The 25637-nt window shown below is 64.9% G+C and carries 23 protein-coding genes; 14 read left to right on the top strand and 9 right to left on the bottom strand.

The features are described 5' to 3' along the window. Window positions 1–10 precede the first annotated feature (10 nt). The gene (locus FRC98_RS17365; protein ID WP_146982696.1) at window positions 11–427 is read left to right on the top strand and encodes a hypothetical protein; all 417 of its coding nucleotides are present in this window, start codon (window positions 11–13) and stop codon (window positions 425–427) included. Here the strand turns inward: FRC98_RS17365 and FRC98_RS17360 are convergent. The 5 genes from FRC98_RS17360 to FRC98_RS17340 all read right to left on the bottom strand — a co-directional run bounded on the left by FRC98_RS17360 (window position 349) and on the right by FRC98_RS17340 (window position 4946). After that, window positions 349–1371 (bottom strand): MBL fold metallo-hydrolase, encoded by a 1023-nt coding sequence (locus FRC98_RS17360; RefSeq protein ID WP_146982695.1) that lies wholly within the window; start codon window positions 1369–1371, stop codon window positions 349–351. The genes FRC98_RS17365 and FRC98_RS17360 overlap by 79 nt on opposite strands. 95 nt (window positions 1372–1466) lie before the next feature. Continuing rightward, window positions 1467–2279 carry an FHA domain-containing protein gene (locus FRC98_RS22075; RefSeq protein WP_146982694.1) on the bottom strand — a complete coding sequence of 271 codons (813 nt, stop codon included), beginning with the start codon at window positions 2277–2279 and terminating at the stop codon, window positions 1467–1469. Window positions 2280–2512: 233 nt separating this feature from the next. Continuing rightward, window positions 2513–2953, bottom strand: coding sequence for a hypothetical protein (locus tag FRC98_RS17350; protein WP_146982693.1), 441 nt, complete (start codon window positions 2951–2953; stop codon window positions 2513–2515). A gap of 80 nt (window positions 2954–3033) precedes the next feature. Next, entirely contained in the window at window positions 3034–4230 is a 1197-nt protein-coding gene (locus FRC98_RS17345) for a hypothetical protein (RefSeq protein ID WP_146982692.1), read from the bottom strand. 113 nt (window positions 4231–4343) lie between these two features. Next, complete coding sequence (locus FRC98_RS17340) at window positions 4344–4946, bottom strand: RNA polymerase sigma factor (RefSeq protein ID WP_230467730.1); 603 nt, start codon at window positions 4944–4946, stop codon at window positions 4344–4346. A 370-nt stretch (window positions 4947–5316) separates the two neighbouring features. Between FRC98_RS17340 and FRC98_RS17335 the strand changes: the two genes are divergently transcribed. Continuing rightward, window positions 5317–6048 carry a sigma-70 family RNA polymerase sigma factor gene (locus tag FRC98_RS17335; RefSeq protein ID WP_230467729.1) on the top strand — a complete coding sequence of 244 codons (732 nt, stop codon included), beginning with the start codon at window positions 5317–5319 and terminating at the stop codon, window positions 6046–6048. 34 nt (window positions 6049–6082) lie between these two features. On the opposite strand, the gene FRC98_RS17330 is transcribed toward FRC98_RS17335, so the two are convergent. Beyond that, window positions 6083–7222, bottom strand: coding sequence for a DegT/DnrJ/EryC1/StrS family aminotransferase (locus FRC98_RS17330; protein WP_146982689.1), 1140 nt, complete (start codon window positions 7220–7222; stop codon window positions 6083–6085). Window positions 7223–7969: 747 nt separating this feature from the next. On the opposite strand from FRC98_RS17330, the gene FRC98_RS17325 reads away from it, so the two are divergent. The 5 genes from FRC98_RS17325 (at window position 7970) to FRC98_RS17305 (ending at window position 17328) form a co-directional block, all read left to right on the top strand. Further along, window positions 7970–9733 carry a hypothetical protein gene (locus FRC98_RS17325; RefSeq protein ID WP_146982688.1) on the top strand — a complete coding sequence of 588 codons (1764 nt, stop codon included), beginning with the start codon at window positions 7970–7972 and terminating at the stop codon, window positions 9731–9733. 260 nt (window positions 9734–9993) lie between these two features. Continuing rightward, a complete protein-coding gene (locus FRC98_RS17320) occupies window positions 9994–10791 on the top strand; it encodes a hypothetical protein (protein ID WP_146982687.1) in 798 nt (265 codons plus the stop codon). Window positions 10792–10972: 181 nt separating this feature from the next. After that, on the top strand, window positions 10973–12640 hold the full coding sequence (locus FRC98_RS17315) for an AIM24 family protein (RefSeq protein ID WP_146982686.1): 1668 nt from the start codon (window positions 10973–10975) through the stop codon (window positions 12638–12640). 500 nt (window positions 12641–13140) lie between these two features. After that, complete coding sequence (cysS, locus tag FRC98_RS17310) at window positions 13141–14664, top strand: cysteine--tRNA ligase (RefSeq protein WP_146982685.1); 1524 nt, start codon at window positions 13141–13143, stop codon at window positions 14662–14664. 222 nt (window positions 14665–14886) lie between these two features. Beyond that, window positions 14887–17328, top strand: a complete 2442-nt coding sequence (locus FRC98_RS17305; RefSeq protein WP_146982684.1) for an ATPase, T2SS/T4P/T4SS family — start codon at window positions 14887–14889, stop codon at window positions 17326–17328. A 403-nt stretch (window positions 17329–17731) separates the two neighbouring features. On the opposite strand, the gene FRC98_RS17300 is transcribed toward FRC98_RS17305, so the two are convergent. Continuing rightward, window positions 17732–18085, bottom strand: a complete 354-nt coding sequence (locus tag FRC98_RS17300) for a hypothetical protein (RefSeq protein WP_146982683.1) — start codon at window positions 18083–18085, stop codon at window positions 17732–17734. A 189-nt stretch (window positions 18086–18274) separates the two neighbouring features. Between FRC98_RS17300 and FRC98_RS17295 the strand changes: the two genes are divergently transcribed. The 4 genes from FRC98_RS17295 to FRC98_RS21700 all read left to right on the top strand — a co-directional run bounded on the left by FRC98_RS17295 (window position 18275) and on the right by FRC98_RS21700 (window position 20075). After that, a complete protein-coding gene (locus tag FRC98_RS17295) occupies window positions 18275–18712 on the top strand; it encodes a hypothetical protein (RefSeq protein ID WP_146982682.1) in 438 nt (145 codons plus the stop codon). Between the two features lie 76 nt (window positions 18713–18788). Then, window positions 18789–19307 (top strand): hypothetical protein, encoded by a 519-nt coding sequence (locus tag FRC98_RS17290; protein WP_146982681.1) that lies wholly within the window; start codon window positions 18789–18791, stop codon window positions 19305–19307. Between the two features lie 93 nt (window positions 19308–19400). Next, on the top strand, window positions 19401–19760 hold the full coding sequence (locus FRC98_RS17285; protein WP_146982680.1) for a hypothetical protein: 360 nt from the start codon (window positions 19401–19403) through the stop codon (window positions 19758–19760). Between the two features lie 165 nt (window positions 19761–19925). Then, the gene (locus FRC98_RS21700) at window positions 19926–20075 is read left to right on the top strand and encodes a hypothetical protein (RefSeq protein WP_230467728.1); all 150 of its coding nucleotides are present in this window, start codon (window positions 19926–19928) and stop codon (window positions 20073–20075) included. A gap of 108 nt (window positions 20076–20183) precedes the next feature. Here FRC98_RS21700 and FRC98_RS17280 read toward each other — a convergent pair whose 3' ends face one another. Beyond that, the gene (locus FRC98_RS17280; protein WP_146982679.1) at window positions 20184–20633 is read right to left on the bottom strand and encodes a hypothetical protein; all 450 of its coding nucleotides are present in this window, start codon (window positions 20631–20633) and stop codon (window positions 20184–20186) included. A gap of 335 nt (window positions 20634–20968) precedes the next feature. Here FRC98_RS17280 and uvrB point away from each other — a divergent pair, with 335 nt between their 5' ends. Then, window positions 20969–23014 (top strand): excinuclease ABC subunit UvrB, encoded by a 2046-nt coding sequence (uvrB, locus tag FRC98_RS17275; protein ID WP_230467727.1) that lies wholly within the window; start codon window positions 20969–20971, stop codon window positions 23012–23014. Window positions 23015–23105: 91 nt separating this feature from the next. Here the strand turns inward: uvrB and folK are convergent, their stop codons facing one another. Next, entirely contained in the window at window positions 23106–23645 is a 540-nt protein-coding gene (folK, locus tag FRC98_RS17270) for a 2-amino-4-hydroxy-6-hydroxymethyldihydropteridine diphosphokinase (RefSeq protein WP_146982677.1), read from the bottom strand. A gap of 62 nt (window positions 23646–23707) precedes the next feature. Between folK and FRC98_RS17265 the strand changes: the two genes are divergently transcribed. Continuing rightward, window positions 23708–24991 (top strand): tetratricopeptide repeat protein, encoded by a 1284-nt coding sequence (locus tag FRC98_RS17265; RefSeq protein WP_146982676.1) that lies wholly within the window; start codon window positions 23708–23710, stop codon window positions 24989–24991. 46 nt (window positions 24992–25037) lie between these two features. After that, the gene (locus FRC98_RS17260) at window positions 25038–25541 is read left to right on the top strand and encodes an FKBP-type peptidyl-prolyl cis-trans isomerase (protein WP_146973776.1); all 504 of its coding nucleotides are present in this window, start codon (window positions 25038–25040) and stop codon (window positions 25539–25541) included. Window positions 25542–25637: the final 96 nt, after the last annotated feature.

The following is a 25637-nucleotide window of genomic DNA, read 5'->3' as shown; positions in this document are numbered from 1 at the left end:
ACGCGCGCTTTTGGCGGGCCTTGCGCTGGCCCAGGCGCTTCTGTGGGGCTGCTCCAGCGCGGGAACGCCCCTGGAGCGGGCCGCGCAGATCACCGATCGCGCGCTTATGGAGGGGGTGCGCCAGGCCACCTCGCCAGAGGCCTCGCAGGGGGCGGTGGGCTTTGTGGGCCGCTACAACCCCTGCCGCTGTGAGGCGCCGCCTTTTGAGATCTGGATCTACGGGGGATGGGAGCGCGTGGCGCTTCGCAGCGAGGATGAGGCGCTGGTGGAGGCCCTGCTCACGCAGGCTCAGGCCGCCGATGCCAGCGCGGAGTTTCGGCTGATCGGCTGGCCCGAGCGTAGCTCGCCCTACGGGGAGCTTGAGCTGGAGGGGTTTGAGCCGGCCGAGCGAACGTCGGCGCGGGGATCTTCGACGTCGACGCCGTAGCGACGCGTCACGCCCTCGCCATCGGCCTGGATGGTGCGGGTGCGCACGAGCTCATCGAAGAGCACTTTAAAGAGCTCGAAGTTCCAGAGCAGCTCAACGGGCTCGTCGAGCTCGTAGCCGCGGTCGCGCTCGATGAACTCCACGATGGTCGGGCCGTTAAAGAGCGCCGACGCCGCGCTGGAGAGGGTGTTGTTCAAAAAGCGCGAGGCGCGCACGAGCGTCCAGCGCGCGCGCTCAAAGGGGCGGCCGTGGTTGGGGAGCGCGCGCTCGGGGTTGAGCCCGGCCAGGCGCTCGATGCTGGTGGCGTAGCCCGGGGCGTCGCTGATGTGGGCGGGAAGTCCGCTCAACGCGATGTCGCCGCTGAAGAGCGTGGCGCTTTCCGCGTCAAAGAGCGCCATATGCCCGGGGGTGATGCCGGCGCATTGGTGGACCTGCAGGTCGAGCCGGCCGGCGCGCGCGCGCGCGCCCTGACGCAGAGGCACAAAGTCGAGCGTGCGAGTCTGGCGCGGATAGAAGCGCTCCAGCCAGGTATGAACGACCCCGGCATCAAAGCCCTCCAGAGATGCAGCCAACTCGGTGGTGCGCTCGCGCAGCGCGGCGCGCCGGCGTTCGGTGACCATCTCCAGGTCGCCCGGGGCAACCATGTCGGGGCTGAGCACGAAGAGCTCGGCCTGGGGGAAGTTCTGGGCGCCGCCGACGCAGTCGATGTCCCAGGAGGTGGCGATGATGCGGTCGATCTGGTCGGCGCGCACCCCGCACTCCGAGAGCGCCTCGCTCAGGTCTTCGGCGTGGATGGCCGGGTGACCGGCGTTGATCAGCGCCCAGGGCGCCGGACCGCACAGGTACACATTGGTCGGCGCGCGCAACGCCTCCGGGCTGAGCTCCAGGTGACGCTGAAGCGCGATGCGATAGAGATCTTCGCCGAGCTGCTCGATCTGGTACATGACCTGTCTCAATGGGGGGCAAGAAACGCCGGAGGCCGGCGAATCCACTTCGCCGGCCCCGATGTCATAGCGCTCACGACGAGCAGCGACAAGCCTTAGCCGCGATAGGAGAAGCGCAGCTCGTAGTCGCAGAGGAAGAAGATGTCGCCCTCTTCGATCTTCTTGGACTCGATGCGGTTGCCGCGGAACTCGATGCCGTTGGTCGAGCCCAGATCCTTGATGTAGTAGTTGCCATTGCGATGGATGACCATGCAGTGCTTGCGCGAGATGTTGCCGTCGCGAATGGTCAGATCGGTGTGCTGGCTGCCGCGACCGATGACAAACTTCTCTTTGTCGACGGTGTAGCGGTTGTTGTTAAAGCTCAGGTAGAGCGGCGGCAGGGTGGCCGCGCCGTAGGCCGGCTCGGCGCCAAACGAGGGCTGCGCCTGCGGCGGGCGCGGGGCCTGCGGGGGCTCCTGGGGCCAACCACCGGCGTTGGGACGAGGCGGAGGGGGCGGAGGGCCGCCCGGGCCGCGCTGCTGAAACGAGGGGGGCTGCGGGGGGCGAGGCGCGGCCGGGGCCGGCGCCTGGCCGACGGCCGGGACGCGATCGAAGGTGCGGTGATCCATGCCTGGACCTCCGCCGTAGCCGCCCACATTGAAACGATCGCCACCGGTCTGCGGCGGCGCACCCAGCCCGGGGTTGCTCCCGGAGGGGAAGCCGCCCGGCTGCGGACCCGGGCCAAAGCCGGCGTCCTGCTGCTGATCGGGGCCCACCGCGTAGTCGCGGCTGCGCGCGTACTGACGCATCGACTCGTTGATCAGGTAGTCCATCGAGCAGCCCAGCTCCTGAGCCATCTGCTCAAAGAGCTCCCAGAGGTAATCACGGCAGTAGAAACTGCGCAGAGTTTTGCGATTTTGGTCGGTCATGGGGTTCGCCCCGAGCGTGTTGATCGAGAGAGTCGACGGATCCTGTTCACGCATCGTTCGCGTGCCAGTCACCGGGCGTTGTATGAATCGTTGACGATTGTGCCATCGCCCAGAAGGTCAAGCGTGGCGAGACCTTAGCACAGGGCTTTTTGGGGTGTCCAGAAACGCGCGCGGGCGGCAGCCCGATGACTGCCGCCCGCGCGTCTGCGAGACGTTTTGACCGGGTTTGAACGCTACCGCACCGTGATCGCCAGGATGAGGATGCCGTCCTGGTAGTTCAGACCGGCCTGAAAGAAGGTGCTGCCCGGGGTGGCGCGCAGCGTGGTGTTGAGGCGATCGCCGATGGAGAGCCCCAGCTTCACAAAGTCCTCCTGCGTGCCGTGGGAGGTCATCGTCAGCGTGGATCCGTCGGGCAGGCGCACATCATCCGACTCGCCGGCGGCCAGCGAGAGGCGCGAGCTGGCGACCTGGCGGAAGCTCGAGTACCCGGCAAAACCACGCTCCAGGCGACGGCGCAAGTCCGAGAGCTGGCTGTCGAAGCCTTCACCCTGCTGGCTGGCAGCGATGGCGCGGACCTCGACGGTGACTTTCTCCTGGGCGCTGGCGTTGACGCTGAAGCTCAGGAAGAGGCCGAAGGCAAAGGCAAATGTCAGCAGGTTTCGAAGCGTTCGCATGGTGGGTCTCGCGTGGGCGGTGGCGGTCAAAACACCTTTCAATTCACGGGCGCAGATCAAAAGAGAAGGTCGCAGAAGGGTTAGATGGGAAGCCCCGGCGGCTGCTCTTCAACTTCGACGTCGCCGGCGTCAGGATCTTCAACGGGATCTTCGGCCGGGGACGCTTCGTGCTCATCGGCGGAGGGCGTGGCGGGATCTTCGTCTTCCATCACCCAGAGGATGGGGACCTCTTCGGCGGCCTCTTCGGCGCTTAAGCCGGCGAGCTGCGGGGTGTGGATCATCACCGACGATCCGGGGGCGTACTCCACGCTGTCGAAGATGACGACGGTGCGGGTCTCCACGATCTTCTCTTGCTGCATGAAGGTCTGGCTGACGATCGCCCCGCAGATCAGCAGGGCGACGGCGGCGGCCAGGGCGAAGACTGGCGAGTGCACGATCGAGCGGGGCGCGGCGGCTTTGTCGCTCTTGCGATCCTGCAACGTGACGACGTTGCCGGCGGCCTCTTCGGCGTCGGCGCGATCGATGCCCGCGGCGATGCCCTCCCAGAGCTCGGCGAAGTCGGCGCTGTCCTGGGCCAGCTCCACGCCGGCGTTGAGGCCGACGTGAAGTTCAGCCAGGGCTCCCAGGGTGGCGTCGACCTGCGGTTCCCCGGCGGCGATCCAGCGCTCGACCAGGGTGCGCTCCTCGGCGCTGACCTCACCATCGTGGTAGCGGTAGAGGAGCACGCGGTGCTCATCATCATCAAAGGGAATCGCGGGCCTGAGTTCGGCCACGGGCGCATCGCTGCTGGCGTGGTCGGCCTGATCGATGCCGGCTTCGATCTTCTGCCAGAAGTCGTCAAAGTCGGCGCCGGCGCTCAGATCGCTGCCTCGGATGCTCTGGCTCATCGCGTCGAGCTCGGCCAGGTAATCGGCCACATCCTCGCGCGTCTCCAGCAGCGCGGCGATCACGGCGCCTTCGGCCTCATCGACCTCGCCATCATGAAAACGCTCCAGCATCGGGGCGAGCTCATCGAGGGAGCTTTCGCTGAGATCGGAGGCGGCCTGCGCCAGCCGCGCAATCGTGGCGGCATCGACCGCGGGAGCGCGCTCCCAGGCGGCCTCGGCGGCCATCTCGACGGCGAGTTTGAGCTCCTGGAGGGCGGCCACATAGATCTGCCAGCCCGGGCGCGTGGCCAGGGCCTCTTCGATCGCGGCGCGCTCCTCCGCGGGGAGCTCCCGGTCAACGTAGCGCTGCAGGCGAAGCGCCTGCTCGTATGTCAGATTCTCTTGGGTCATCGGGGCCTCGGTCTCACACGGGGAGACGGCCTTGCGGGTGATGTGAAGGGAAGATCCTTTCCTGCGAGCTAGACGCAGCTCAAAGGCGCGCTATTCAAAACAAAGATCAGCGCTTAGCTCACCTTAAGCTCATCACCCACGTAGCTCTCGACGGCGGTCTGGAAGTAGCGCCGCGCGTGGTAGAGGCGACTCATCACCGTGCCCTTGGAGATGTTGAGCACATCGGCGATCTCTTCATAGCTCAGCCCCTCAACCTCCCGAAGAATCAAGATCGTGCGGTGCTTCTCCGAGAGCGTCTCCAGGGCCTCGAGCATCTTCTGGCGCAGCTCTTTTCGGCCGTAGACCTTGTCGGGGTTCAGCCCCAGGCGCGAGGGAAGGATATGCTCATCGCCCTCGACCTCGTCGCTGCCGCGCAGAATGCCGTCGTCGTAGTCGACCTCCTGCACGCGCTTTTTCTTGCGCAAAAAGTCGATGCACATGTTCACCGTGATCCGGTAGAGCCAGGTGTAAAAGCTCGACTGGCGGTTAAACTTCTCAAGGTAGCGGTAGACCTTGATGAACACTTCCTGGCTGACATCCATGCTGTCATCGGGGTTTTTGAGCATCCCGATGCAGATGCCGTAGACCTTACGCTGGTAGGTCTCGACGAGCTCCTTAAACGCCTCCCGGTCGCCGGCCTGGGCGCGCTCAACGAGTTGGAGTTCCTGATCTTCCACAAACACCCCGTAGAAAGGTGGAGGTTCACTGGGTAGGGGCCTCAGATGGCCGCTGCGGTGCGGAGTGTAGTGCAGCCGATGGTGCGCAGCAACCGGGCAGCTTGCCAGCGGAAAAACCTCGGGCTAGAGTAGCCCCATTCCTAATCGTTTGACCTGCTTGTTGTGGGGGTTGGGCCGTATCGTAGCGGCCCCCGGTGTACAGGTCAGCATCCTCTTCGCCCGATGTGGTGAGGCCACGGTGCTGTTGTAGCTCGCCGGCGATCGTCATTGCGATGATCCGCGTTGAGCCCTGTCACGGACCTGGACCTCGTCGGCAAAGAGGATGCGGCAACCTGATGCGCTACGGCGCTCAAGCCGGATCCCCGACGCCATGATTCAGACGAGCCAGGCGAAAGCCACCCGTGACATCACCGGTCCCCTGCCCGACGACACCCTTGAGCTGATCCGGCGTTTTCAGAAGCTGGTCTACAAGGTCGCCCATCAGGTCCATCACAGCACCGGCGAAGAGCTGAGCTTTGATGACCTTGTCAGCTGGGGTTTTACCGGGCTTCTGGCGGCATATGAGCGTTTTGATCCCGAGATCAACTCCCGCTTTCTGACCTACGCGTACTACCGGATCCGCGGGGCAATGCTCGACGCGTGCCGGCGTCACGCCCAGGTGATCAGCCAGCAGAGCGTCTACGAGCAGGCCGCCAACGAGGTGCTCCAGGCCTACTCACACGTGGTGTACGTGAGCCGTCAGGAGCGCACGATCGAGGAGCGCATGGATCTTCTGGGCGACATCGCCGGCGATCTCAATATGGTCTACGTGCTCAGCCAGCCGCCGGAGCAGGCGCTGCGCGGGCGGCAAACCCCGGCGCTCGATGCGCTGGAGAAGGAGCAGGACGAGCGCCTTGTGCGCGAGCTTGTGGCCGAGCTTGATGAGCGCGCCAGAGCCCTCATTGAGGGGTATTATTTTGAGAAGCGCACCCTCTCGGAGCTGGCCGAAGAGCTGGGGATGTCGGTCTCCTGGGCCTCGCGCATGCACGCCCGCGTGCTGAAAGAGCTGCGTGCGCGGGTGGAGGGCGAGTCGCAGTATGAGGCGCTGAGCCCGCAGGTCTGAAGGGCTCAAAAGACCTGCGGGTCAGGGCCGGAACTCAGCGGGCGCAGCCGCGCACAATAGCGATGATGCGCTCGCGATCGGCCTGGCTCAGCGACGATCCGGAGGGCAGGCAGAGGCCGCGCTCAAAAAGATCTTCGCTGACGGCGCCGCCGACCATCGGGGCCTCCTGAAACACCGGCTGCATATGCATCGGCTTCCAGACCGGCCGCGCCTCGATGTTCTCGGCCTCCAGCGCCAGGCGGATCGCCTCGCGATCGTTGCCGAACGCCTCCGCGTCAACCGTCAGGCAGGTCAGCCAGCGGGAGTGGGTGCCCCAGGCCGCTTCCGGCTGAAACGCGATGCCGGGAAGATCGCCCAAACCCTCGACATAATGGGCGAAGTTGGCGCGGCGCGCGGCGACCTTCTGATCGAGCGTGGCGAGCTGGCCGCGGCCGATGCCCGCCACCACATTGCTCATGCGGTAGTTGTAACCCAGCTCGGTATGCTCGTAGTGGGGCGCCGGGTCGCGGGCCTGGGTGGCGAGCTTGCGGGCGTGCGCGATGAGCTCGGCGTCGTCGCTCACCAGCATCCCCCCGCCCGAGGAGGTGATGATCTTGTTGCCGTTAAACGAAAAGATCCCCGCCCGACCAAAACTCCCGGGGCTTTTGCCCTTATAGGTCGCGCCCAGGGCCTCGGCGGCGTCTTCGATCAGCGCCACGCCGTAGCGATCGCAGAGCTCGACCAGCGGGTCGATGTCGGCGGATTGACCGTAGAGGTGCACCACGATCAGCGCGCGGGGCAGGCGCCCTTCCCGCGCCCGAGCCTCAAAAAGCTCGGCGACGAGCGCCGGATCGAGGTTCCAGGAGTCGCGCTCGGCGTCGATAAAGGTGCAGCTTGCGCCCAGCTGCACCACCGGCGCCGCGCTGGCCACAAACGTCAGAGACGAGACCACGACCTCATCGCCTGGCCCCACCCCGCACAACCTCAACGCCAGATGCAACGCTGCGGTTCCGCTTACAAGCGCCGCCGCATGCCCCGACCCCACATAGGCGGCCAGCTCCTGCTCAAAGCCGTCGACGTTAGGCCCCAGCGGCGCGATCCAGTTCGTATCAAAAGCCTCCTGCACATAGCGCCGCTCCAGCTCGCCGATGTCCGGAGGAGAGAGGTAAATCCGCGTCTTGTTCGGTGGGTTCATCGCAGGTCATCTCGCAGTCAGTGGCGATCGACGGGAGCTCTGTAAGAGCGCGCCCTCCCCGCTCCCCGCGGCGCGCTCCACCTCCCATAAAAGATAATCACCCGGGGGTGAGGGTCGTAGACTGGCACCGCGTGGGTCGCGATGCAACGCGCATCCATGCATCCACGCATCACGACAAAGCCTGCGGCGTCGCCGCGGGCTCGCGGTAGCGCTGCTACAGCTTCGCCCTTGCTCCTTGCAGGACTTCGCCCTGCTGCATGGATGGTTGGGAGTTATTCGTAATGTCCTTGCAGGACTTCGCCCTGCTGCATGGACGGTCGGGAGTCATACCTACGGGATGGCTGCCATCGTCCGGGTGCCTGGCACTCGCTCATGATCTTCGCCCGGGTGCCAGGCACTCGTTCCGATCTTCGCCCGGGTGCCTGGCACTCGTTCCGATCTTCGCCCGCGTGCCAGGCCACCGCGCATGGGGAATGCCACCGGCCGCCCCGATCGTTCGACGAGATGTGTCCGCAGAGATGGTGAGCAACCCGTGCGTGGGCGACCTTTTCACCCCGCGCACACTCGCCGGCAACGCGTCTGAGCCCGCCGCGTTCGCCCTGCAGATGGCACGATCGTTGACGATGGGAAGAAGTTCGACGCTTGCCTCCTTAGATGGTGCGGCCCCATAAGGCGGCCCCCGGGGCGCAACGTCGTCCCACAGAACGCAAGCCCCGACGTTGACGGGCCCCCAGGCCAGGACCCTGTATGACCCACCCCGGCGATCCCCACGACCCCAACGCCTCATCGACCTCCGCGAGTGAGCGCCCCTGCTCTGGCGAGCTGATCTCGCTCTGTGCCCGGCGAGAGCGCCAGGCCGGTGAGGAGCGCGCCCGAAGGCTGAACGGTCTGCTCGACGCGATCCACAGCACCGGCGTTGAGGTGCATAACGCGGTGATCGCCCGCGCGGAGCTCTCGGTGCTCAATGAGGTCTGCAAGGCGGCGGGGCTCTATTTTGACCTGATCGATCGCGATCTTCGGGCCTGTGTGCTCGTGCCCGCCACCCTCTACGGCGACTCCGGCGGTCGCATCTTCGGCAAAGAACCGCTGCAGGGGCGAGTGCGCTCGGCGGTGAAAGACGCGACGCTGCGGGAGGTGTTGAGGAAGTTGCAGCGCGCCAACCTCCAGGTGATCCACTACCGACCGCAGGAGGCCTCGACCCACGATCGGGCCCGCTGCGCGCTCAACCCGAACGTGGAGCTGAAGATCGCCGGGGTGCTGCTCCGCGACGGAGAGCTCGCGCGACGGGAGGGCACTTTTTGCGGCTGGCCGCTGAGCTTTGAGGGCGCCACCTACCTGGTCTTTGGCTATGAGCTTCGCGAGGTTCGCCTGGAGCGCACCCTGGAGCTGCTCGTGGAGGCGCCCGAGCCCGAGCGCCGCGATGCCTGGCAGCGCCTGGAGCTCGATCTTCTGCGGGTGCTCATCGATCCCACCGATCGCCACGGCCGCCCGGTCAGCGGGCGGGTGGAGGGAAGTTTTTTCGGCGGCCGCCAGCAGATCTCCCGAAAGGGGCTTTTGCTGGGCGCGCGCCAGGCCGTCTGGCGCGCCTTTGCCGAGCCCCGGGGGCTGACCTTGCACGCGCATATCGCCGCGCTCGTCGACGATCCGGAGGCGCGCCAGGCTTTTTTGAGCGAGGTCGAAGAGATCTGCGCCACGCAGCTTCTCAAGCAGGGCGGGCTTAAAAAGGGCGACGCCCCCATCACCCTCGACGAGGTGTTGAGCCCCTACCACTGCGACGGCGACGGCACGCTCCTTCATCGCGATGAGGTCGCCGGACACCCGGTGGCGGTGCTCTTGCTCGACGACGCGCTGCTCGAAGCGGTGGGGCTTGACCGCCTGCGCCCGATCCGCGAGGCCCAGGCCTGGGCGCGCAACAACCCGGACTCCCCGGCGGCCCACCGCATCCACTGCGCGCTGATCACCTACCGCACCGAGCTCAACCTGGTGGCGACCTACGGCGCCTCGCTTCGCTCGGCTCGACCCGACCCGCCCGACACCTCTTCGAGCTTCACCCTCCCCGCCACGAGCGCCATCCTCCCCAACCTGCGCGCGCTCTTCGACGCCCGCTTCATGGCGCTGAGCCTGGCCGACCTCAACCTCCCCCCGGCCGACGCCGGCCGCCTGGAGCGCGGCCTGGCAGCCCTGGGCACCGACCCGCGCGGCTACACCCTTGACGAAGTCGACGGCGACGAGCGCCGCCTGCGCCACCTCGATCAGGTCGGCAGCCAGACCGTCGAGGAGGTTCGACTGGCGCTCCTGGAGCTTGCGACCCTCTGGCGCTGGCAGCGCTGCCGCATCGACCCGCGCCCCTACCTGGGCGCCTCGCTCGCAGCTGCACCCGAGGTCAGCGAAGCGGCCAACGACGCCGATCCCACATCGAGCCGCCAGAGCCTGGCCGACGACCTCGACGCGCTCGCCAGTCTTTTTGATGAGGGCGGTGATCTCGGAGGTTCGGATCTTCCGGACGATTAAAGAAGATCAATCGCCTGGCACCGATGCGAATATCATGTTCGATGTTCTGGCCCCCAGACCGGCCAGGACACTATGAATAACTCCCCACCAGCCACGCAACAGAGCAAAGGCCGGCAAGGACACTACGAATAACTCCCAACCATCCACGCAGCAGGGCGAAGTCCTGCAAGGAGCCAGGGCGAAGCTGTAGCAGCGCTACCGCGAGCCCGCAGCAACGCCGCAGGCTTTGTCCTGATGCGGGGATGCGCTACGCTCCACCTATGAACAGAACCCCCACATCCCTTACGCCCGCTCTTCGACGACGCCCCCTGGCTGCGATCCTCGCGCTGCTTGCCAGCCTTATGCTCGCCACGGCCTGCGCCGACACCGACGTGCCGCTCGGCCCCTTGCCCGACGCGGGCCTCGACGACGCCGCCCTCCCCGACGCCGGCCCCTCGGAAGAGCCCTTCCCCCCGACCTGCGACCTGCTCGCCCAGGACTGCCCCACACGCCAGACCGGCCCCACCGCCTGCGTGCCCGGCGCCTCGGCCGACGACGCGCCGCGCTGCGCGCTGCTCCACGACACCCGCGGCGACGGCGAGCCCTGTGAGGTGCATATCGACTGCGGGGCGGGATTGGTGTGCAAGCGCTCCGCCGGCGAAGATGAGCCGCATTGCCGCATCGCCTGCGACGCCAGCGAGCTTGAGAGTTGTCCCGAACACCAGTGGTGCTCCGGCACGCTTCCCGGCCACGACGCGCTGGGCACCTGCGAGCCGGCCGCCACCCCCTGCGATCTTCTCCAGCAGGACTGCCCGGCCAATGCTGACTGCGTCGTGCGCACCCACCCCGAAACTGGCGAGCGCGGCGCGTTTTGCGGACGCGCGGGGTTGATCGAGGCCGGTGCGCCCTGCGGGGGAAGTCTGGGCGTGTGTGAGGCAGGCACGATCTGCGTGCGACCGCGCGCAGGCCTGGAGGCCTCCTGCCAGCGCGTCTGCGTCAACGATTTTAATTGCCCGGCAGAAGGCGAATCCTGCGACGGTCAGATCGACGCGCCCTCGGCGCGCTTCTGCCGCACATAAAACCCAGCATTTTCAACCACTTGCCCCTGATTAAAAAGATCGACACCCGCGGTGTTTCAAGCCGGCGGGATGATCGGGGTGGGCGCCCGATGTTCTGAACTCGCCAGCCCACTCGCCAGACCTTTCCCCCCTATCGCCCGAACTTCGCCCTCCGCCCCCTCAACGCCCGGAAGACGCCGCCATGCGCCTTTTTGCCGCCCTGACCGCCGCGCTGCTCAAAGCCCTGCTGATCGTGGGCGGGCTGATGCTGCTGCTCTTTGCCGGCGCGCTGGTGATGGGGCAGGCCGGACCGCATCTTCGCCAGGTCGTCGAGACCCCGCAGCGCCTTCACGAGCTTCAAAACGCCCGCGAGCGCGACATCGTCGAGGCCGCCCGACAGCTGGGGCTCGCCACCACGCACCAGGCCCGGATTGTGGCCCTCGATCGTCAGCGCGAACTCGCCCGCGCCGCCTGGGAGGAGGAGACCCGTAAAGAACTCAACCGCATCGCCATGGCCGCCCACAACCAGGCCCAGGAGACGCGCCGCACCGTCGCCGAGTCACGCCGCGCCGTCGAACAAAGCACGCGCCGCATGGAGGCCCGCTACTGCGCAAGCCTCAACCCGGTGGACTGGTGGACGTGCCGCACCCTGCGCGCCCAGATCGAGCGCCTGGAGGCCTCCGCCGCCCTGCAACGCCAGGCCGTCGCGCGCAGCGCCCGCCAGATCGAGACCCGCGCTCGCCAGGACGCCGCCCGCTTCCGCACCCGCGCCGAAGAACGCCTCAACGCCTCCACCGCCGAGCTTGAGGCCCACCTTCAAGAGAGCAACGCCGCGCTGGCCGAGCTCGAAGCCTCCCGCACCGCCCTGCTCGCGCAGGCCCGCAGCTACCAGGCCGAAGAAGAGCGCCTTCGCCGCGAGCGCTGGCTTGTGCTCGAGTTCCAAAAACGCTGGCCGGGCCTGCTTGGCCTGGCCCTGCTCATCGCGCTCTCCCCCTACATCCGCCGCACCCTCTGGTATTTTGTCGGGCTCCCGCTTTTGACCCGCGCTCGCCAGGTCCAACTTGCTCCCCCCCTTCCGGCAAGCGACGAAGACGGCCCCGAAGCCTCCCCCCAACTTCGCTGTACCTCGGCCGAACGCACCCTCACCCTGCCCCTCTCCCCCGGCGAACGCCTGCTGGCTCGGCCCGGCTACATCTTATCGGACCGCCAGGGCGCCTCCACCGCCCTCTTCTTCGACCGGCGCGCCCCCAACATCTCGTTTATCTCCGGGCTGACCTTACTCACCCGACTCGATGGCACCCAAGCCCCTGAAAACACTGGCAAATCCGACACCCGAACTCCCGAAATTGAGACTCCCCGCGAAGTCCTCCTGGGCTCCCCCCACGACGCCGACGCCTACCTGATGCGCGTCGATCTGCACGATCACCCCGGCCTTGTCTTTCGCGCCTCGCGCGTGGTCGCGGTGCGCGGCGACATCCGCATCGAAGCCCGCTGGCGCCTCTTCAACCTGCACGCCTGGGCCACCTCCCAGGTGCGTTTTCTGATCTTCAGCGGCACCGGCTCGCTCATCCTGGAGGGCTACGGCGACGTCAGCGCCCACACGCTGACCTCCCCCTCCTCCCGCGCCGAAAAACGCCAGCCCAACGTCCTCGGCTTCGACACTCGCTTGAGCTACAGCACGCGCCGCGCCGCCACCTTCCTGCCCTACCTCCTCGACCCCGAGCGCGAACCCCTGGTCGTCGATCTTTTCGAGGGACGCGGCACCTACTTCTTCGAGAAAAACCCCGCCGCTCGCCAGCGCCACCGATCGCCGGCCGAGGCCGTCGCCGGATTTTTCCTCGATGCGATCCGACGCCTTCTTGGCATCTGATCGAACGCCTGGCACCTGTACAGGACCTTATTCTAACGCGTACCACCAGATCATCAGCTCTCCAGGGCGAAGCCCTGCAAGGAGCAAAGGCGAAGCTGTAGCAGCGCTACCGCGAGCCCGCGGCGACGCCGCAGGATTCGTCCTGGGGAGCTGATGCTACCAGGGCGAAGCCCTGCAAGGAGCAAAGGCGAAGCTGTAGCAGCGCTACCGCGAGCCCGCGGCGACGCCGCAGGATTCGTCCTGGGGAGCTGATGCTACCAGGGCGAAGCCCTGCAAGGAGCAAAGGCGAAGCTGTAGCAGCGCTACCGCGAGCCCGCGGCGACGCCGCAGGATTCGTTCTGGGGAGCTGATGCTGATGCCCTGGCACCCGGACAACGTGATGCATGTTTTATAGCGCCCGCCCACTGTGTTAGAGCCCTACAAATGGCAACGCGCCACCCCGTCTATCAACCCGCAGCGCCCCCCTGATCGAAAAATTGAAAATAATGGAGAGTAGTAGCATGAGCATCCGACCGATCACCCTCTTTGACACCATGAGCGACCAGAAGCGAACCCTTGAGCCGGCCGAGCCCGGTAAGGTCAGCATGTATGTCTGCGGGGTGACGGTCTACGACCTCACGCATATCGGGCACGCCCGTGTCTTCATCTTTTTCGATGTCGTGCAGCGCTTTCTGCGCCACGTCGGCTACGACCTGACCTTTGTGCGCAACCACACCGACGTGGACGACAAGATCATCAAACGCGCCGCCGAGAAGGGCATCGACCCGCTGGAGCTCTCTCAGAACTTCATCGAGGCGCTCGATGAAGATATGGGTCAGCTGGGCGTGGCGCATGCCGATGTGGAGCCGAAGGTCAGCGAGCATATCGACGATATTATCGCGATGGTGGAGCGCCTCATTGAGCGCGGGCACGCCTACGCGGCCGAGGGCGACGTGTACTTCCGCATCAGCTCCTTTGACGACTACGGCAAGCTCTCCGGCCGCAAGCTCGACGATATGGAGGCGGGGCGCTCCGGCCGGGTGGAGGCCTCCGACATCAAAGAGCATCCCTTTGACTTCGCGCTCTGGAAGGGCGCCGCAGAGGGTGAGCTGGGCTGGCAGTCCCCCTGGGGTTATGGGCGCCCGGGCTGGCATATCGAATGCTCGGCGATGAGCCAGCGCTACCTCGGCGACAGCTTTGATATTCACGGCGGCGGTCGCGACCTGATCTTCCCGCACCACGAGAACGAGATCGCCCAATCCGAGGCCGCCTGCGGCCACGCACCCTTCGCCCGAAACTGGATGCACGTGGGCATGGTCAACGTCGCCGAGACCAACGAAGAGGGGGAGCGCATCGAGCGTAAGATGTCGAAATCCCTCGGCAATTTCTGGACGACCCGCGACGTCCTGCAGGGCTTCCACCCCGAGGCGATCCGCTACTTCATGCACACGGTGCTCTACCGCAACCCCATCACCTACGCCGTCGAGCAGCTCGAAGAGGCCGCCGGCCGCGTCGAGTATTTGTACACCTGCATCACCCGCATCGATGAAGCCCTGGCCCGCGCCGGCTTCAACGCCGCCGACAACACCCCGCCCCAGACCGGCCTTGTGGCCGAGCGCAAAGAGCTCATCGAAGGCTTCATGGAGCGCTTCGACGAGGCGATGGCCGACGACTTCAACACCCCCCGCGCCCTGGCGCTCATCGGCGAGTTGGCCCGCGCCATCAATGACGCCACGCAGTCCAAGAAGAAGCCCAAAGGCGATGAGCCCTACACCCTCTTTAAGCTGCGCGAGCTTTTGACCTCCGCCGGCAACATTTTGGGACTTCTCCAGCGCGAGCCGCAAAAAGCGCTGCTGGAATTGCGCGACCTCAAGGTCAAAGCCCTGGATCTCGACGCCGACCACATCGAATCGCTCATCGCCCGGCGTAACGAGGCCCGCGCCGCCAAAGACTGGGCCAAAGCCGACACCCTCCGCGACGAGCTCGACGCCCTCCAGGTCGAGATCATGGACAGCACCGAAGGCACCACCTGGCGCATCAAGTGATTTCAATCAGGGGGGGGGGCGGTGAGATCGGGTGCCTGGCACCCGATCTCCAACACCTTTTCGAATGCAACGGCCTTTCTCCCGTAGGGGCGTTTTTTGTGGGCGCCCTCGCGTACCGCCCCACTGCGTTTCGCTTTGTATACGTGCAACGCTCTGATCTAGGGTGACCCCATGCGATAGCGCGTGGGGTCATTTTTTTGCGTTCAAACCGAGAGGTAGGCTGTGAGCGAAGTATCCGAGGTTTCTGAAGTTTCCGAAGTCAGCGAAGTCAGCGAAGTCAGCGACGTCTCCGAAGTCTCCGAAGTTTCCGAAATCAGCGACGCCTCCGAAGACACCGAAGCGTCTGAGGTCAGCGAGGTCTCCGAAGTCAGCGACGCCTTCGTCGATCCCTTCGCAGACGACCCCGAGATCGAAGTCTTGAGCGAAGTCAGCGAGATCGCCCTCGACCCGCCCGCGCTCCCCGAGCCTCATGAGCAGCACGACGCCACCTGGTACGCCGCCCGCGGCGTGCACGACGCGCGCGTCGTCGAAGTCCTCAACCAGGTCGCCCGCCGCACCTTCATGGCCACCGGCGACGATCCCGACCAACCTTTAAGCGCTGCCACCACGCTGCCCCCGCTCGAAGTCGTCGGCAAACTCATCGCCGCGCTCGAGCTCACCCCCAACGCCAAAGTCCTGGAGATCGGCACCGACACCGGCTACATCGCCGCGCTGCTCAGCCGCCTGGCCTCCTTCGTCTACTCCGTCGAGCGCCGCCTGCCGCTCGCCAAACTCGCCGAAGGCCGCCTCAAACGCCTCGGCATCGCCAACGTCGACATCCTCCACGGCCCGCGCCTGACCGAATACGCGCTCAACTCCCCCTACGACGCCATTTTGCTCTCGGCCATCGCCCCGCGCGTGCCCGAAAAACTCAAGGGCCGCCTGGCCATCGGCGGCCGCATGGTCGTCCCGGTGGCCGAGGGCGACAAACACCCCGAGATCCTCTGCATCCAGCGCACCGGCGCCGACACCTACGATCAGCAGAGCCTGGGCCAACTTCGCTTCTCCTCCAAACTCGGCGACATCCTCGTCGAGCTCGGCGTCGCCGACCGCTCCGACATCGAGCTCGCCGCCCTCGAAGCCGACGCCCGCGGCCAGCGATTGGGTCAGGCGCTGGTCGAGAGCGCCCGCATCCAGGAGCGCGATCTCATCAAGGCGCTCGCCATTCAGCGCGGCTTTCTGCTCGCGCCGGTCGACACGCTCTTAAAGATCGCCGACCACGAGCTCGTCTACTCGGTGCCGCGGGCCTTCTTGCGCCACCACCAGGTGATCCCGCTGCTCGTCTACCAGGGCCGCCTCACCGTCGCCACGGTCGACCCGGACGCCCCCACCATCGAGCTGGCCCGCATCCTCGACGCCACCCAGATTGAGACCTATCTGGTGAGCCACGAGGAGTTCGACCACCTCTGGAACACCCTGCTCGAAGGCCGCCGCCCGGGCGATGTGCACGAAGACAACCTGAAAACCCGCGTCGAACAGAAGTTCGAAAACGTGCTGCGCGCCGCCCACCGCGTCTCCGCCTCCACCATCCACATCGACAACCAGCCCGACGGCGCCTCGGTGCGCCTGCGCATGGCCTCCGGGCTGACCGAGGTGGCCGAGCTGGCCTTTGACGCCCCCGAGATCACCTACCTCGTCGAATTTTTGAAGATGAGCGCGCATCTCGACCCCCTGGAGCAGGTCATCCCCCAGCGCGGCCGCCTCTCCTGGGTGCGCGACGCCCGCACCTACCACCTGCACATCCACGTGATGCCCTCGATCCTCGGCGAACAGCTCTCCATCAAGCTCCTCTCCCGCGGCGAGGAGCCTGCGGGACTCGAAGAGCTCGGCTTTGATGAGGAGGTGGTCGGCGAGCTTGATGCGGTCCTCCAGGGCCCCCCGGGCCTCTTTTTGATTGTGGGTCCGCGCCACGAACAAAAGTCCCAGACCTTCTACGCGCTGCTCAAACGCCTGGGCGCCGACCGCCGTCTCAAGGTCGCCTCGCTGGAAGACGACATCCTTGCCACCATCCCCGGCGTGCAGCAGGCGCTCATCCAACCCGAGCGCGGCTTTGGCTTCGACGCCGCCATCTCCGAGTTCGTACGTTTTGACGTCGACGTCCTCGGCATCGGCGACTTCCCCGACCCCCAGACCGTCATGCAGGCCCTCAACCTGGCCCGCCGCGGCGTGCGCGTGGTCGGCGTCCTCCACGGCAAGAGCGCCCTGCACGTGCTGCAGGGCCTGCGCGAGTTCGGCGTCCCCGTCGAAGCCCTGGCCCACGGCTTAAGCGCCATCCTCACCCAGCGCAGCGCCGCCCGCATCTGCGACAACTGCCGCGAACCCTTCACCGCCCCGGTCGCCTTCACCCAAAAGCTCTTCCCCCAGGGCGCCCCCATGGGCTTTAAAACCTACCGCGGCGCCGGCTGCCCGGCCTGCGCCGGCGACGGCACCCGCGGCCGCACCCCGGTCGTCGAACTCATGCCGCTGACCGACCAACTCCGCGCCGCCCTGGCCGCCGACGAACCCTCCTCCGGCCTGCGCCAGGCCGCCCAGGCCAGCGGCGTCACACCGCTCGCCGAACGCGCCATCGACCTCGCCCGCCAGGGGGTGATTCCGCCGGAGGAGCTGGTGAATTTTCTCAATTAAGGGAGGGCGGTGGAGGGGGGAGACGAAACATCTCACAGAAAACACGGAGCTTTCCGCCCCGGGAGAGAAATTTCTACCTCGGGAGCCGGACGCTTCCGCCTCCCGAGCGAAATTTTTCGCTCCTGGCCCGGAGCCTTCCGCCTCTAGAGAGAAATTTTTACTTCGGGGGCCGGAAACTTCCGGATATCGGCGCAGATTTTTCGCCCTATACCCGGATCGTTCCGCATGTCTGCGCAGATTTTTCGCCAATAGCCCGGAACTTTCCGTACCTTCGCGCAGATTTTTCGCCCCATGCCCGGAGCCTTCCGCCTCGGGAGATAAATTTTTACCTCGGGGGCCGGACGCTTCCGCCCCGGGAGAGAAATTTTTACCTCGGGAGCCGGACGCTTCCGCCCTTCCCCCCTCATCCCCAATCATACGTCACACAAAACTCCCAGATCCCCCTCCCCTGCGCGTCCTTTGTCGCCGAGCTTGAGAGATGTATCGAAACGTCCGGATGCCTGGAGCCAAACGCCATTCCGGAGCGCGCCATAAACGCTTGCAGATCCGCGGTCGTGGCCCCCTCCAGGCCTGTGGCGTCGAAGTAATAATAGACCATATGAAAACCATCGACGCTGGCGGCCTCCACGACCGCCACCCGCCCGTCAACCAACTCGATGGTTTTAGGAGGTTTGTCGGTGGCCAGCTCGCGGGTGCCGCCGGTGGGGTCGTCGGCGTCGGTGGGGCGGTTGCTGCGGTCCGGGATAAAGAAGCTCATGGTGTCTCCTCAGGTGGATGTGAAAGCGTGTTCTCACCTCAGAGATAGCGAGGGGGAACGCGATCTGCGAAACCTTCAATGGTCGTTTTACGAGTATTTTAGCATTCGCAGCTGGCACTTCGGCCCGCTATATGGAGGGAGTCCTTCACCCAACCCGGGCTTTCGGCCCGACCTGCAGCGGAGCGTGAGATGAGCAAACTTCCTGATATTTCGACGATGGATCCGGACGCCTGGTACGACGCGGTCGTTGCCCTTGGCGACGCGTTGCAGGAGCAGATTGAAGCCGCGCTCTCCAGCCACACCGATGCTCAGGCGCTTTATGACGCGTTGACCGCCGTCTTCGCCCCCTTCGTCATCGACGCCAGTGATCCCACGCTTGCCGACCAGCTCATTGTGGAGCGCGATGGCGACAAAATCTGGTTGGGAGTGCCACACGGCGACTATGTCGACATCACATATGTGCCCGACCATAAAATTTGGTGGTTTGTGGGCGATGAGGTTCCCCCCAACACCGCGCCTGAAGAGCTCCATCGGCGAGTGGCGGCATATGTTGTGGGTACGACCGCCTGGGGTGATGACGAGCTTGCGCGTCGCCGCGTTGAGGATGCGAAACGCCAACACGTTTGAGAGGACAAATTCCGGGGGCACCGATGCGTGATCCTCACAACGCACAACGACTTCATCCACGTAAAGGATCTCTACGATGCCCTCGACCCTCACCCTCGACCCCCAAACCCACGACCTCCTCTCCCCCGTAACCACACGCTGGTTCCACCAGAGCGAACTCACCGCCGATCCCCTCACCACCCGGCTCGTTGAAGCCGCCCTCGACCTCCGCGACTCGCCGGGCCTGGAGCTCGACGACATCGCCTTCGCCGTGCTCGCCGCCTACTTCTGCCGTGCGCTGGAGGTCGCCACGGTCGATGGCGAGCGGCTTACGCGTTTTGAAGACATCCCCGGCGACCTGGACGACATCACGCTGGCGGTGCTGAAGGGGTATCAGACGCGCGCGGCGTTTCGACGTTTTTGCGTCGATGGCGAGTCGCAGATTGGTGCGGCGATCCTCAACATCGTGACGCGGCAGGTGGCGGGTAAAAAGGCGAATCGCTGGAGCTTCGATGCGCTCATTCAGGCGTATGGCGAGGGCGATTATGTGCCCTCCGAGGTACATCGGATCCACGACGCATTACCTTCAAAAGTACGGATTCCAGTCGGGTTTTAGGCGCGCCATATCGTCCATTTAACCCCCCCCCCAATTCATCAATATCTACAGTCACTTACATGCCCTCCACTCTTTATTTCTGAAGGAAGCGACATGCCCTTACCCCTGATTAAAAAAACGCGATTCTACATGGTTGCCCACCACCCCATCGTCGCGGTCCTTTACGGCGACACCTGGGCGATTTTGCCTGTCGAACAAAAGCCTTATCTGCTGGATCGGGGAGTTGTGTTTCTTCACCCACTGAGCGTCTGGTTCGATCGTCTGGAGCCTGTCACGCTGCCCCGCGACCCCGTCGAAAACATTTCGGAAACCACCTTTGAGGGGGCGGTCATCGATCATCGCCTCGCACGCCTGGTCGACGAGCTCAAATGGATGAAGGAGCCTCGCGAAGACCCGCGATTTGCTGGCGAGTTCGAGGTTTTGCCCGATCTCTGGAGCGATGGGGATGAATGATGCGTGTTGGTCTTCTCTTCACCATTCGCTACATCTCCCCTCTTTTTTACCTCCCTCCTTCGCGGTAGGCTGCCATCATTGACTACCCAAACCGGGGCAGACCACCCGCGCGCCACGCCAGAAGCGTGCGCCCGGGCGCCCCACCCACTCGCCAGGAGGGAGGCGATGAAACAGGTCCTGATCACACTCGCCATCGTCGCGCTGATCGCCGTAGTCGCCATCGTGCTCGCGCTGGATGCCCAACCCCAGTCTTCCGACACCGCCGAAGCCAGCTCCGCCGAAGCCAGCGAGGTGGCGGCACCTGCGGGGGATTGACGCCTGAGAGGCACACGACCTCGCCACACAAAAAAGCCGGCGCGGCCCCTCAAGGCCGCGCCGGCGTCTTTTTGCTCTCGGCTTGCTCTCAACGAGAAGGCGCGTCGCTCAATCTTCTGGATTGGGCGCGGTACCCCCGTAACGCTCCACCAGTTCACCGTCCTCGTTGAGAATCCCGGCATCGATCAGCGTCTGGCGCTGTTCCTCGTCGGTCATTGCATCAAACGCGGCCATCGCCCGTTCATGGAGCTTGTACTCTTCCGTCTTGCGGTAATCGTAGTTGGCCATGAGATCATAAGGGCTTTCACTCATCGCATTGTCGCTTGCTGAGCGATTCTCAAAGTTCCAGTCATCCTCTTCTTCCGGATTCGGCGCGGTACCCCCGTAACGCTCCACAAGCTCCCCGTCCTCGTTGAGAATCCCGGCATCGATCAGCGTCTGGCGCTGTTCCTCCGGGGTCATCGCGTCAAGCTCCGCCATTGCACGCTCATGCCGCTTGTACTCTTCCGTCTTCCGGTAGTCGTAGTTCGCCATAAGATCGTAAGGGTCTTTACTCATAAAACCTCCTGAAGACGGGCATTCTGACACTCCGCACCGCTCGCACGTTCGCGGCGACGTGCGCGATCTTCCCCATCCCACATAAAACAAAGCACAAAAAGTAAGAACCCCAAGAACGTCGTTTCCCCCCACCGAGTTGGCTGACCATCGGCTGGAATAGTTCTCGGACCCAACCGTTGATCTTCCCCACCTACGCCTGTACAGATGTACCGGCATTCTGGCGCTTACCATTCATGTGAAAACGCGCCGGATCGCAGGTGGTGATGCGCCGGCGCAGGGTCGCCGTGGCGAAGCGGTGGTTTACCGGAACGAAGCAGAGAAGCAGAGGTGTGGCCGTGCGAGAGTCCAGAAAGTTCGAGCTTGTGACCGAATACTCGCCAGAGGGGGACCAGCCCACCGCCATCAAGCAGATGGTCGAGGGCTTGCAGCGCGGGGAGCGCTACCAGACGCTGCTCGGGGCGACCGGCACGGGCAAGACCTTTGCGATCGCCAACACGGTGGCGCAGGTCAACAAACCGACGCTCGTGATGGCGCCCAACAAGACGCTGGCCGCGCAGCTTTACGCCGAATTCAAAGAGCTCTTCCCCCATAACGCGGTGGAGTATTTCGTAAGTTATTACGACTACTACCAGCCCGAGGCGTACATCCCCTCGACCGACACCTTCATCGAGAAAGATTCGGCGATCAACGACGCCATCGACCGCATGCGCCACTCCGCCACGCGCAGCCTCTTTGAGCGCAACGACGTGCTCATCGTGGCCTCGGTCAGCTGCATCTACGGCCTGGGGAGCGGCGAGGCCTATATGGGGATGTTGTTGTTCCTGGAGGAGGGCGACGAGGTACGGCGAGATAGTGTGCTGGAGAAGTTGGTGGAGATGCAGTTCAAGCGTCGCGACATGGACTTCCACCGCGGCACCTTCCGGGTGCGGGGCGATGTCGTGGAAATCTTCCCGGCGCACGAGGAGGATAAGGCGATTCGCATCGAGTTTTTCGGCGACGAGGTCGAGGCGATCTACGAGATCGATCCTTTGCGCGGAAAGCGGCTGCGCCAGCTGGAAAAGATCGCCGTCTACCCCAACACCCACTACGCCGTGCTCCCCGAGAAGAAGAAGCTGGCGATGGAGTCCATCAAGGCCGAGCTGCGCGAGCGTTTAGAGGAGCTCGTGGCGCGCGGGATGCTGCTGGAGGCCCAGCGCCTGGAGCAGCGCACCCAGTTCGACCTGGAGATGATCGCGACGATGGGCTTCTGCAACGGGATTGAGAACTACTCGCGCCACTTCTCCGGCCGCGACCCGGGCGCTGCCCCGCCCTGCCTTTTCGACTACTTCCCCGACGACTACCTGCTGGTCATCGACGAGTCGCACGTCACCGTGCCGCAGATCGGCGGCATGTACCGCGGCGACCGCTCCCGCAAGACCACGCTGGTGGAGCACGGCTTTCGCCTGCCCAGCGCGATGGACAACCGCCCCATGAAGTTCGAGGAGTGGGAGAATCACATCAACCAGGTGATCTTCGTCTCGGCCACCCCGGGCGACTACGAGCTTGAGAAATGCGAGGGCGTGGTCGTCGAGCAGATCATCCGCCCGACCGGCCTCATCGACCCGGAGATCGAGATCCGCCCGGCGCTCGAGCAGGTCGACGACGTCTATGGCGAGATTCGCCAGCGCGTCGACGCCGGCGAACGCGTGCTCGTCACAACGCTCACCAAACGCATGAGCGAAGATCTCACCGAATACCTCGAAGAGCTCGGCGTGAAGGTGCGCTACCTGCACAGCGACATCGACACCATCGAGCGCATGAACTTAATTCGCGACCTGCGAAAAGGCGTCTTCGACGTGCTCATCGGCATCAACCTTCTGCGTGAGGGCCTGGACATCCCCGAGGTCAGTCTGGTGGCGATTCTCGACGCCGATAAAGAGGGATTCTTGCGCTCGACGCGCAGCCTGATTCAGACCATCGGGCGTGCTGCGCGTAACTCCAAAGGCAAAGTCATCCTTTATGCCGACACCCTCACCCGCTCCATCAAAGAGGCGGTCGAGGAGACCAACCGCCGCCGCGAGATTCAGCTCGCTTACAACGAGGCCCACGGCATCACGCCGCGCACGATCACCAAAAAGATCTCCGACCTGGAGCAGCACGTTCCGCCGGACCCCGACGCCGCGCCCGATGCCAGCCCTTACGAGAAGGCCGCGGCGCTGCTCGACGACACCTCCGGCGTGCTGAGCCCCGGCGCCGAGGAGACACCCCAGCTTCTGGAGAAACGCATCGAGAAGTTGCGCGAGGCCATGAAGGTCGCCGCCCGGGAGCTGCGTTTCGAGGATGCTGCCAGGTTGCGCGATGAGCTGCGGGCGGTTCAGGCGAGGTTTTTAGGCGTAGGTTAATCAGGACGATCGGGTGGGTTTTGATGAAGGACGACTGAGAAGCCAAAAGCCACGCAAGCCACTGATTTCATTCACCTTTTATCAAAAGAAATCAGAACAAAAGAGTCAGCGCCGGCGCCTCTTCGAACTCCCTTACCCAGCCCGCATCCTCACAGCCTTCGAGAAGCTTTTGGGCGCTCACGCCGAGCACGGGATGCTCAAGCTCGGCGGCGATATCGCAGAGGGGCACGAGCACAAAAGCCCGCTCGGCAATCGCCGGATGCGGCAGGGTCAGCCGGGGATGATCGAGCGTCTGATCGTCATAAAACAAAAGATCCAGATCGATCGCTCGCGGTCCCTTCGGCTGCAGACGCACTCGCCCCATCGCGCGCTCAATGGCGAGCAGCCCGTCGAGAAGATCGAGAGGAGCAAGCTCGGTGAAGAGCTCGGCGCAGGCGTTTAAAAAGAGCGGTTGGTCCTCGACAATGCGTGGCTGCGTCTCATAAAACGCGCTGAGCGCGCCCAGGCCGCTGCGCGGCAGGTGGTCGAGGGCGTCGAGCGCGCGCTTGAGCGCCAGGGCCCGATCGCCCAGGTTGGTGCCCAGCGCGATGATCGCCCGGGAAGGCTTGCCGTCTAAGGTGGGTTTGCTCAAAGTCTCGCTGCTCCCGAGCTCAAAACGAGGACGCCATGCCTGGCCCCCTGATAACGAAAATGATGACGCGACATCGTCGACATCGACAAACTAGCGGACGCGCGCTGAGTCTGGCGCTTCTGGGCACAGTCGCCCTGGCCACCGCCGGCTGCTCGGAAGCAGACCTACCAGAGGCGGACTCGCTTGTGTACTTAAGCCCCTGGTCCGGCCGCGACTTGCAGGCCGAGCCGGCCCGCGCCTCCTCGCCAGCGCTTCTCTCGGAGGCCGAGCGCGCCAACTACACCGAGATCGCCGACAGCTTTGTGCAGAACGCCCCCTCGCTGCTCACGCGCGCCGATGTGGTGCAGCGCCTGGAGTCCATCGAGCAGGTCTTTCTGCTCACCGGGCGTTATATGGAGCTTGTGGCGCTCTATCAGGACGCGGTGGAGGCCGGCGGCACCTCGTCGCCGGCCGCGCCGGCCCTGGCCTGGAGCTATGTGCAGCTCGGCCAGGAGGCCCAGGCCCGCGAGCTCATCGACCAGCTCAAAACCACGCGCCCCGATGAGGCGGTGGTGCACGTGCTCGACGCCAGCCTGAACCTCGCGCAGATGGAGCGCGAGAGCGCTGCTGCCGACCGGGCGCTCGCTGCGTTCAAGCGCGCGCGCCAGCTCGACCCGGCCTTTGGCCCCTTCCGCGGGCTCAACGCCGCAGGCATCGCCGAGCAGATCAACCGGCTGGAGGCCCGCCAGGCCCGCACCACCGGGGCCACCCAGAACGCCGTGAGCAGCGCGAACGCCGCGCAGAATAACGCCGATGTTCAACCCCCGGTCGCGCAAAACCAGCCCGCGGCCGGGCAAAATCCAGACGAAGAAACCCAACCTCCGGCCGCGCAAAACGAACTTCCCTCCGCGCAACCTCCGGCCGCGCAAAATCCGATCGCAGCCGGTCAGCCCCCGACGGCGCAAAACTCCGCGGTGCTGCAGCCCTCCGCCCCCGGCCCGCAGCAGCAGGCCGCCATCATGGTCGCCGACGGGCAGATCACCATGGCCCGCGGCGAAGACCATTTTGAAGAAGCCCAGCGCTACTTCCGCCGCGCCCTGGAGTTTGAGCCCAATAACATCGCCGCCGGCCTGGGACTTCTGCAGATCGCCTCACGCTCGGGCGCGCCCGATGAGATGGTGCGCAGCCAGATCGAGCTCTTGGAAAAACAACCCGATCTCAACGCCCGACAGGCCTACGAGCTGGCGATGATCGCCTTGCGGCGCTTGAATGATCGCCCTCTCGCGACTAGCTTGCTCCAAAAGGTCCAGGATTTGGACCCACGCTACGCCGAACGGGTTGGCGTCGATGCGCTTCTGACGCCTTGACCTGATCGTTTGGCATCACACACACGCTCACGTTTCAGGAGCTTTTATGTCCGACCTCAACGCGGTCGTCGCCGACGACAAAGTCGTCATCTTTCATTACACCCTGACCGACAAAGAGGGCGAAGTCCTCGACTCCTCCGAAGGTCAGGAGCCGATGGCCTACCTCCACGGCGCCGGCAACATCGTGCCCGGCCTGGAGAGCCAGATGACCGGCAAAAAGGTCGGCGACGCCTTCAAAGCCGAGGTCGCCCCGGCCGAGGGTTATGGCGAGAAGCAGGGCCCCGGCCCGCAGCCCGTCGAGCGCAGCGCCTTCCCCCCCGGCGCCGAGATTCACGAAGGCATGATGTTCGCCGCCCAGATGCCCGACGGCTCCCAGATGCCCCTGTGGGTCGTGGGAATCGAAGGCGACAAGATCATGGTCGACAACAACCACCCCCTGGCCGGTGAAACCCTCTTCTTCGACGTGAAGATCGAGGGCATCCGCGACGCCAACGCCTCGGAGCTCGATCACGGGCACCCGCACGGCATCGACGGCACCCACTCGCACTGAGTCGGGCCCCGGCACCGCCGGAATTGATTGGTCAAAAAAAAAACGAGCGCTGCCCCCCCGGCAGCGCTCGTTTTTTTCGTTCAGGGGTTTTCGTTC

Origin of the sequence: Lujinxingia vulgaris, from assembly GCF_007997015.1 — a bacterium.
GTDB classification, from domain to species: Bacteria; Myxococcota_A; Bradymonadia; order Bradymonadales; family Bradymonadaceae; genus Lujinxingia; species Lujinxingia vulgaris.
Note: the sequence above shows the minus strand (reverse complement) of the source record. Positions and strands in the feature narration are given on the sequence as shown.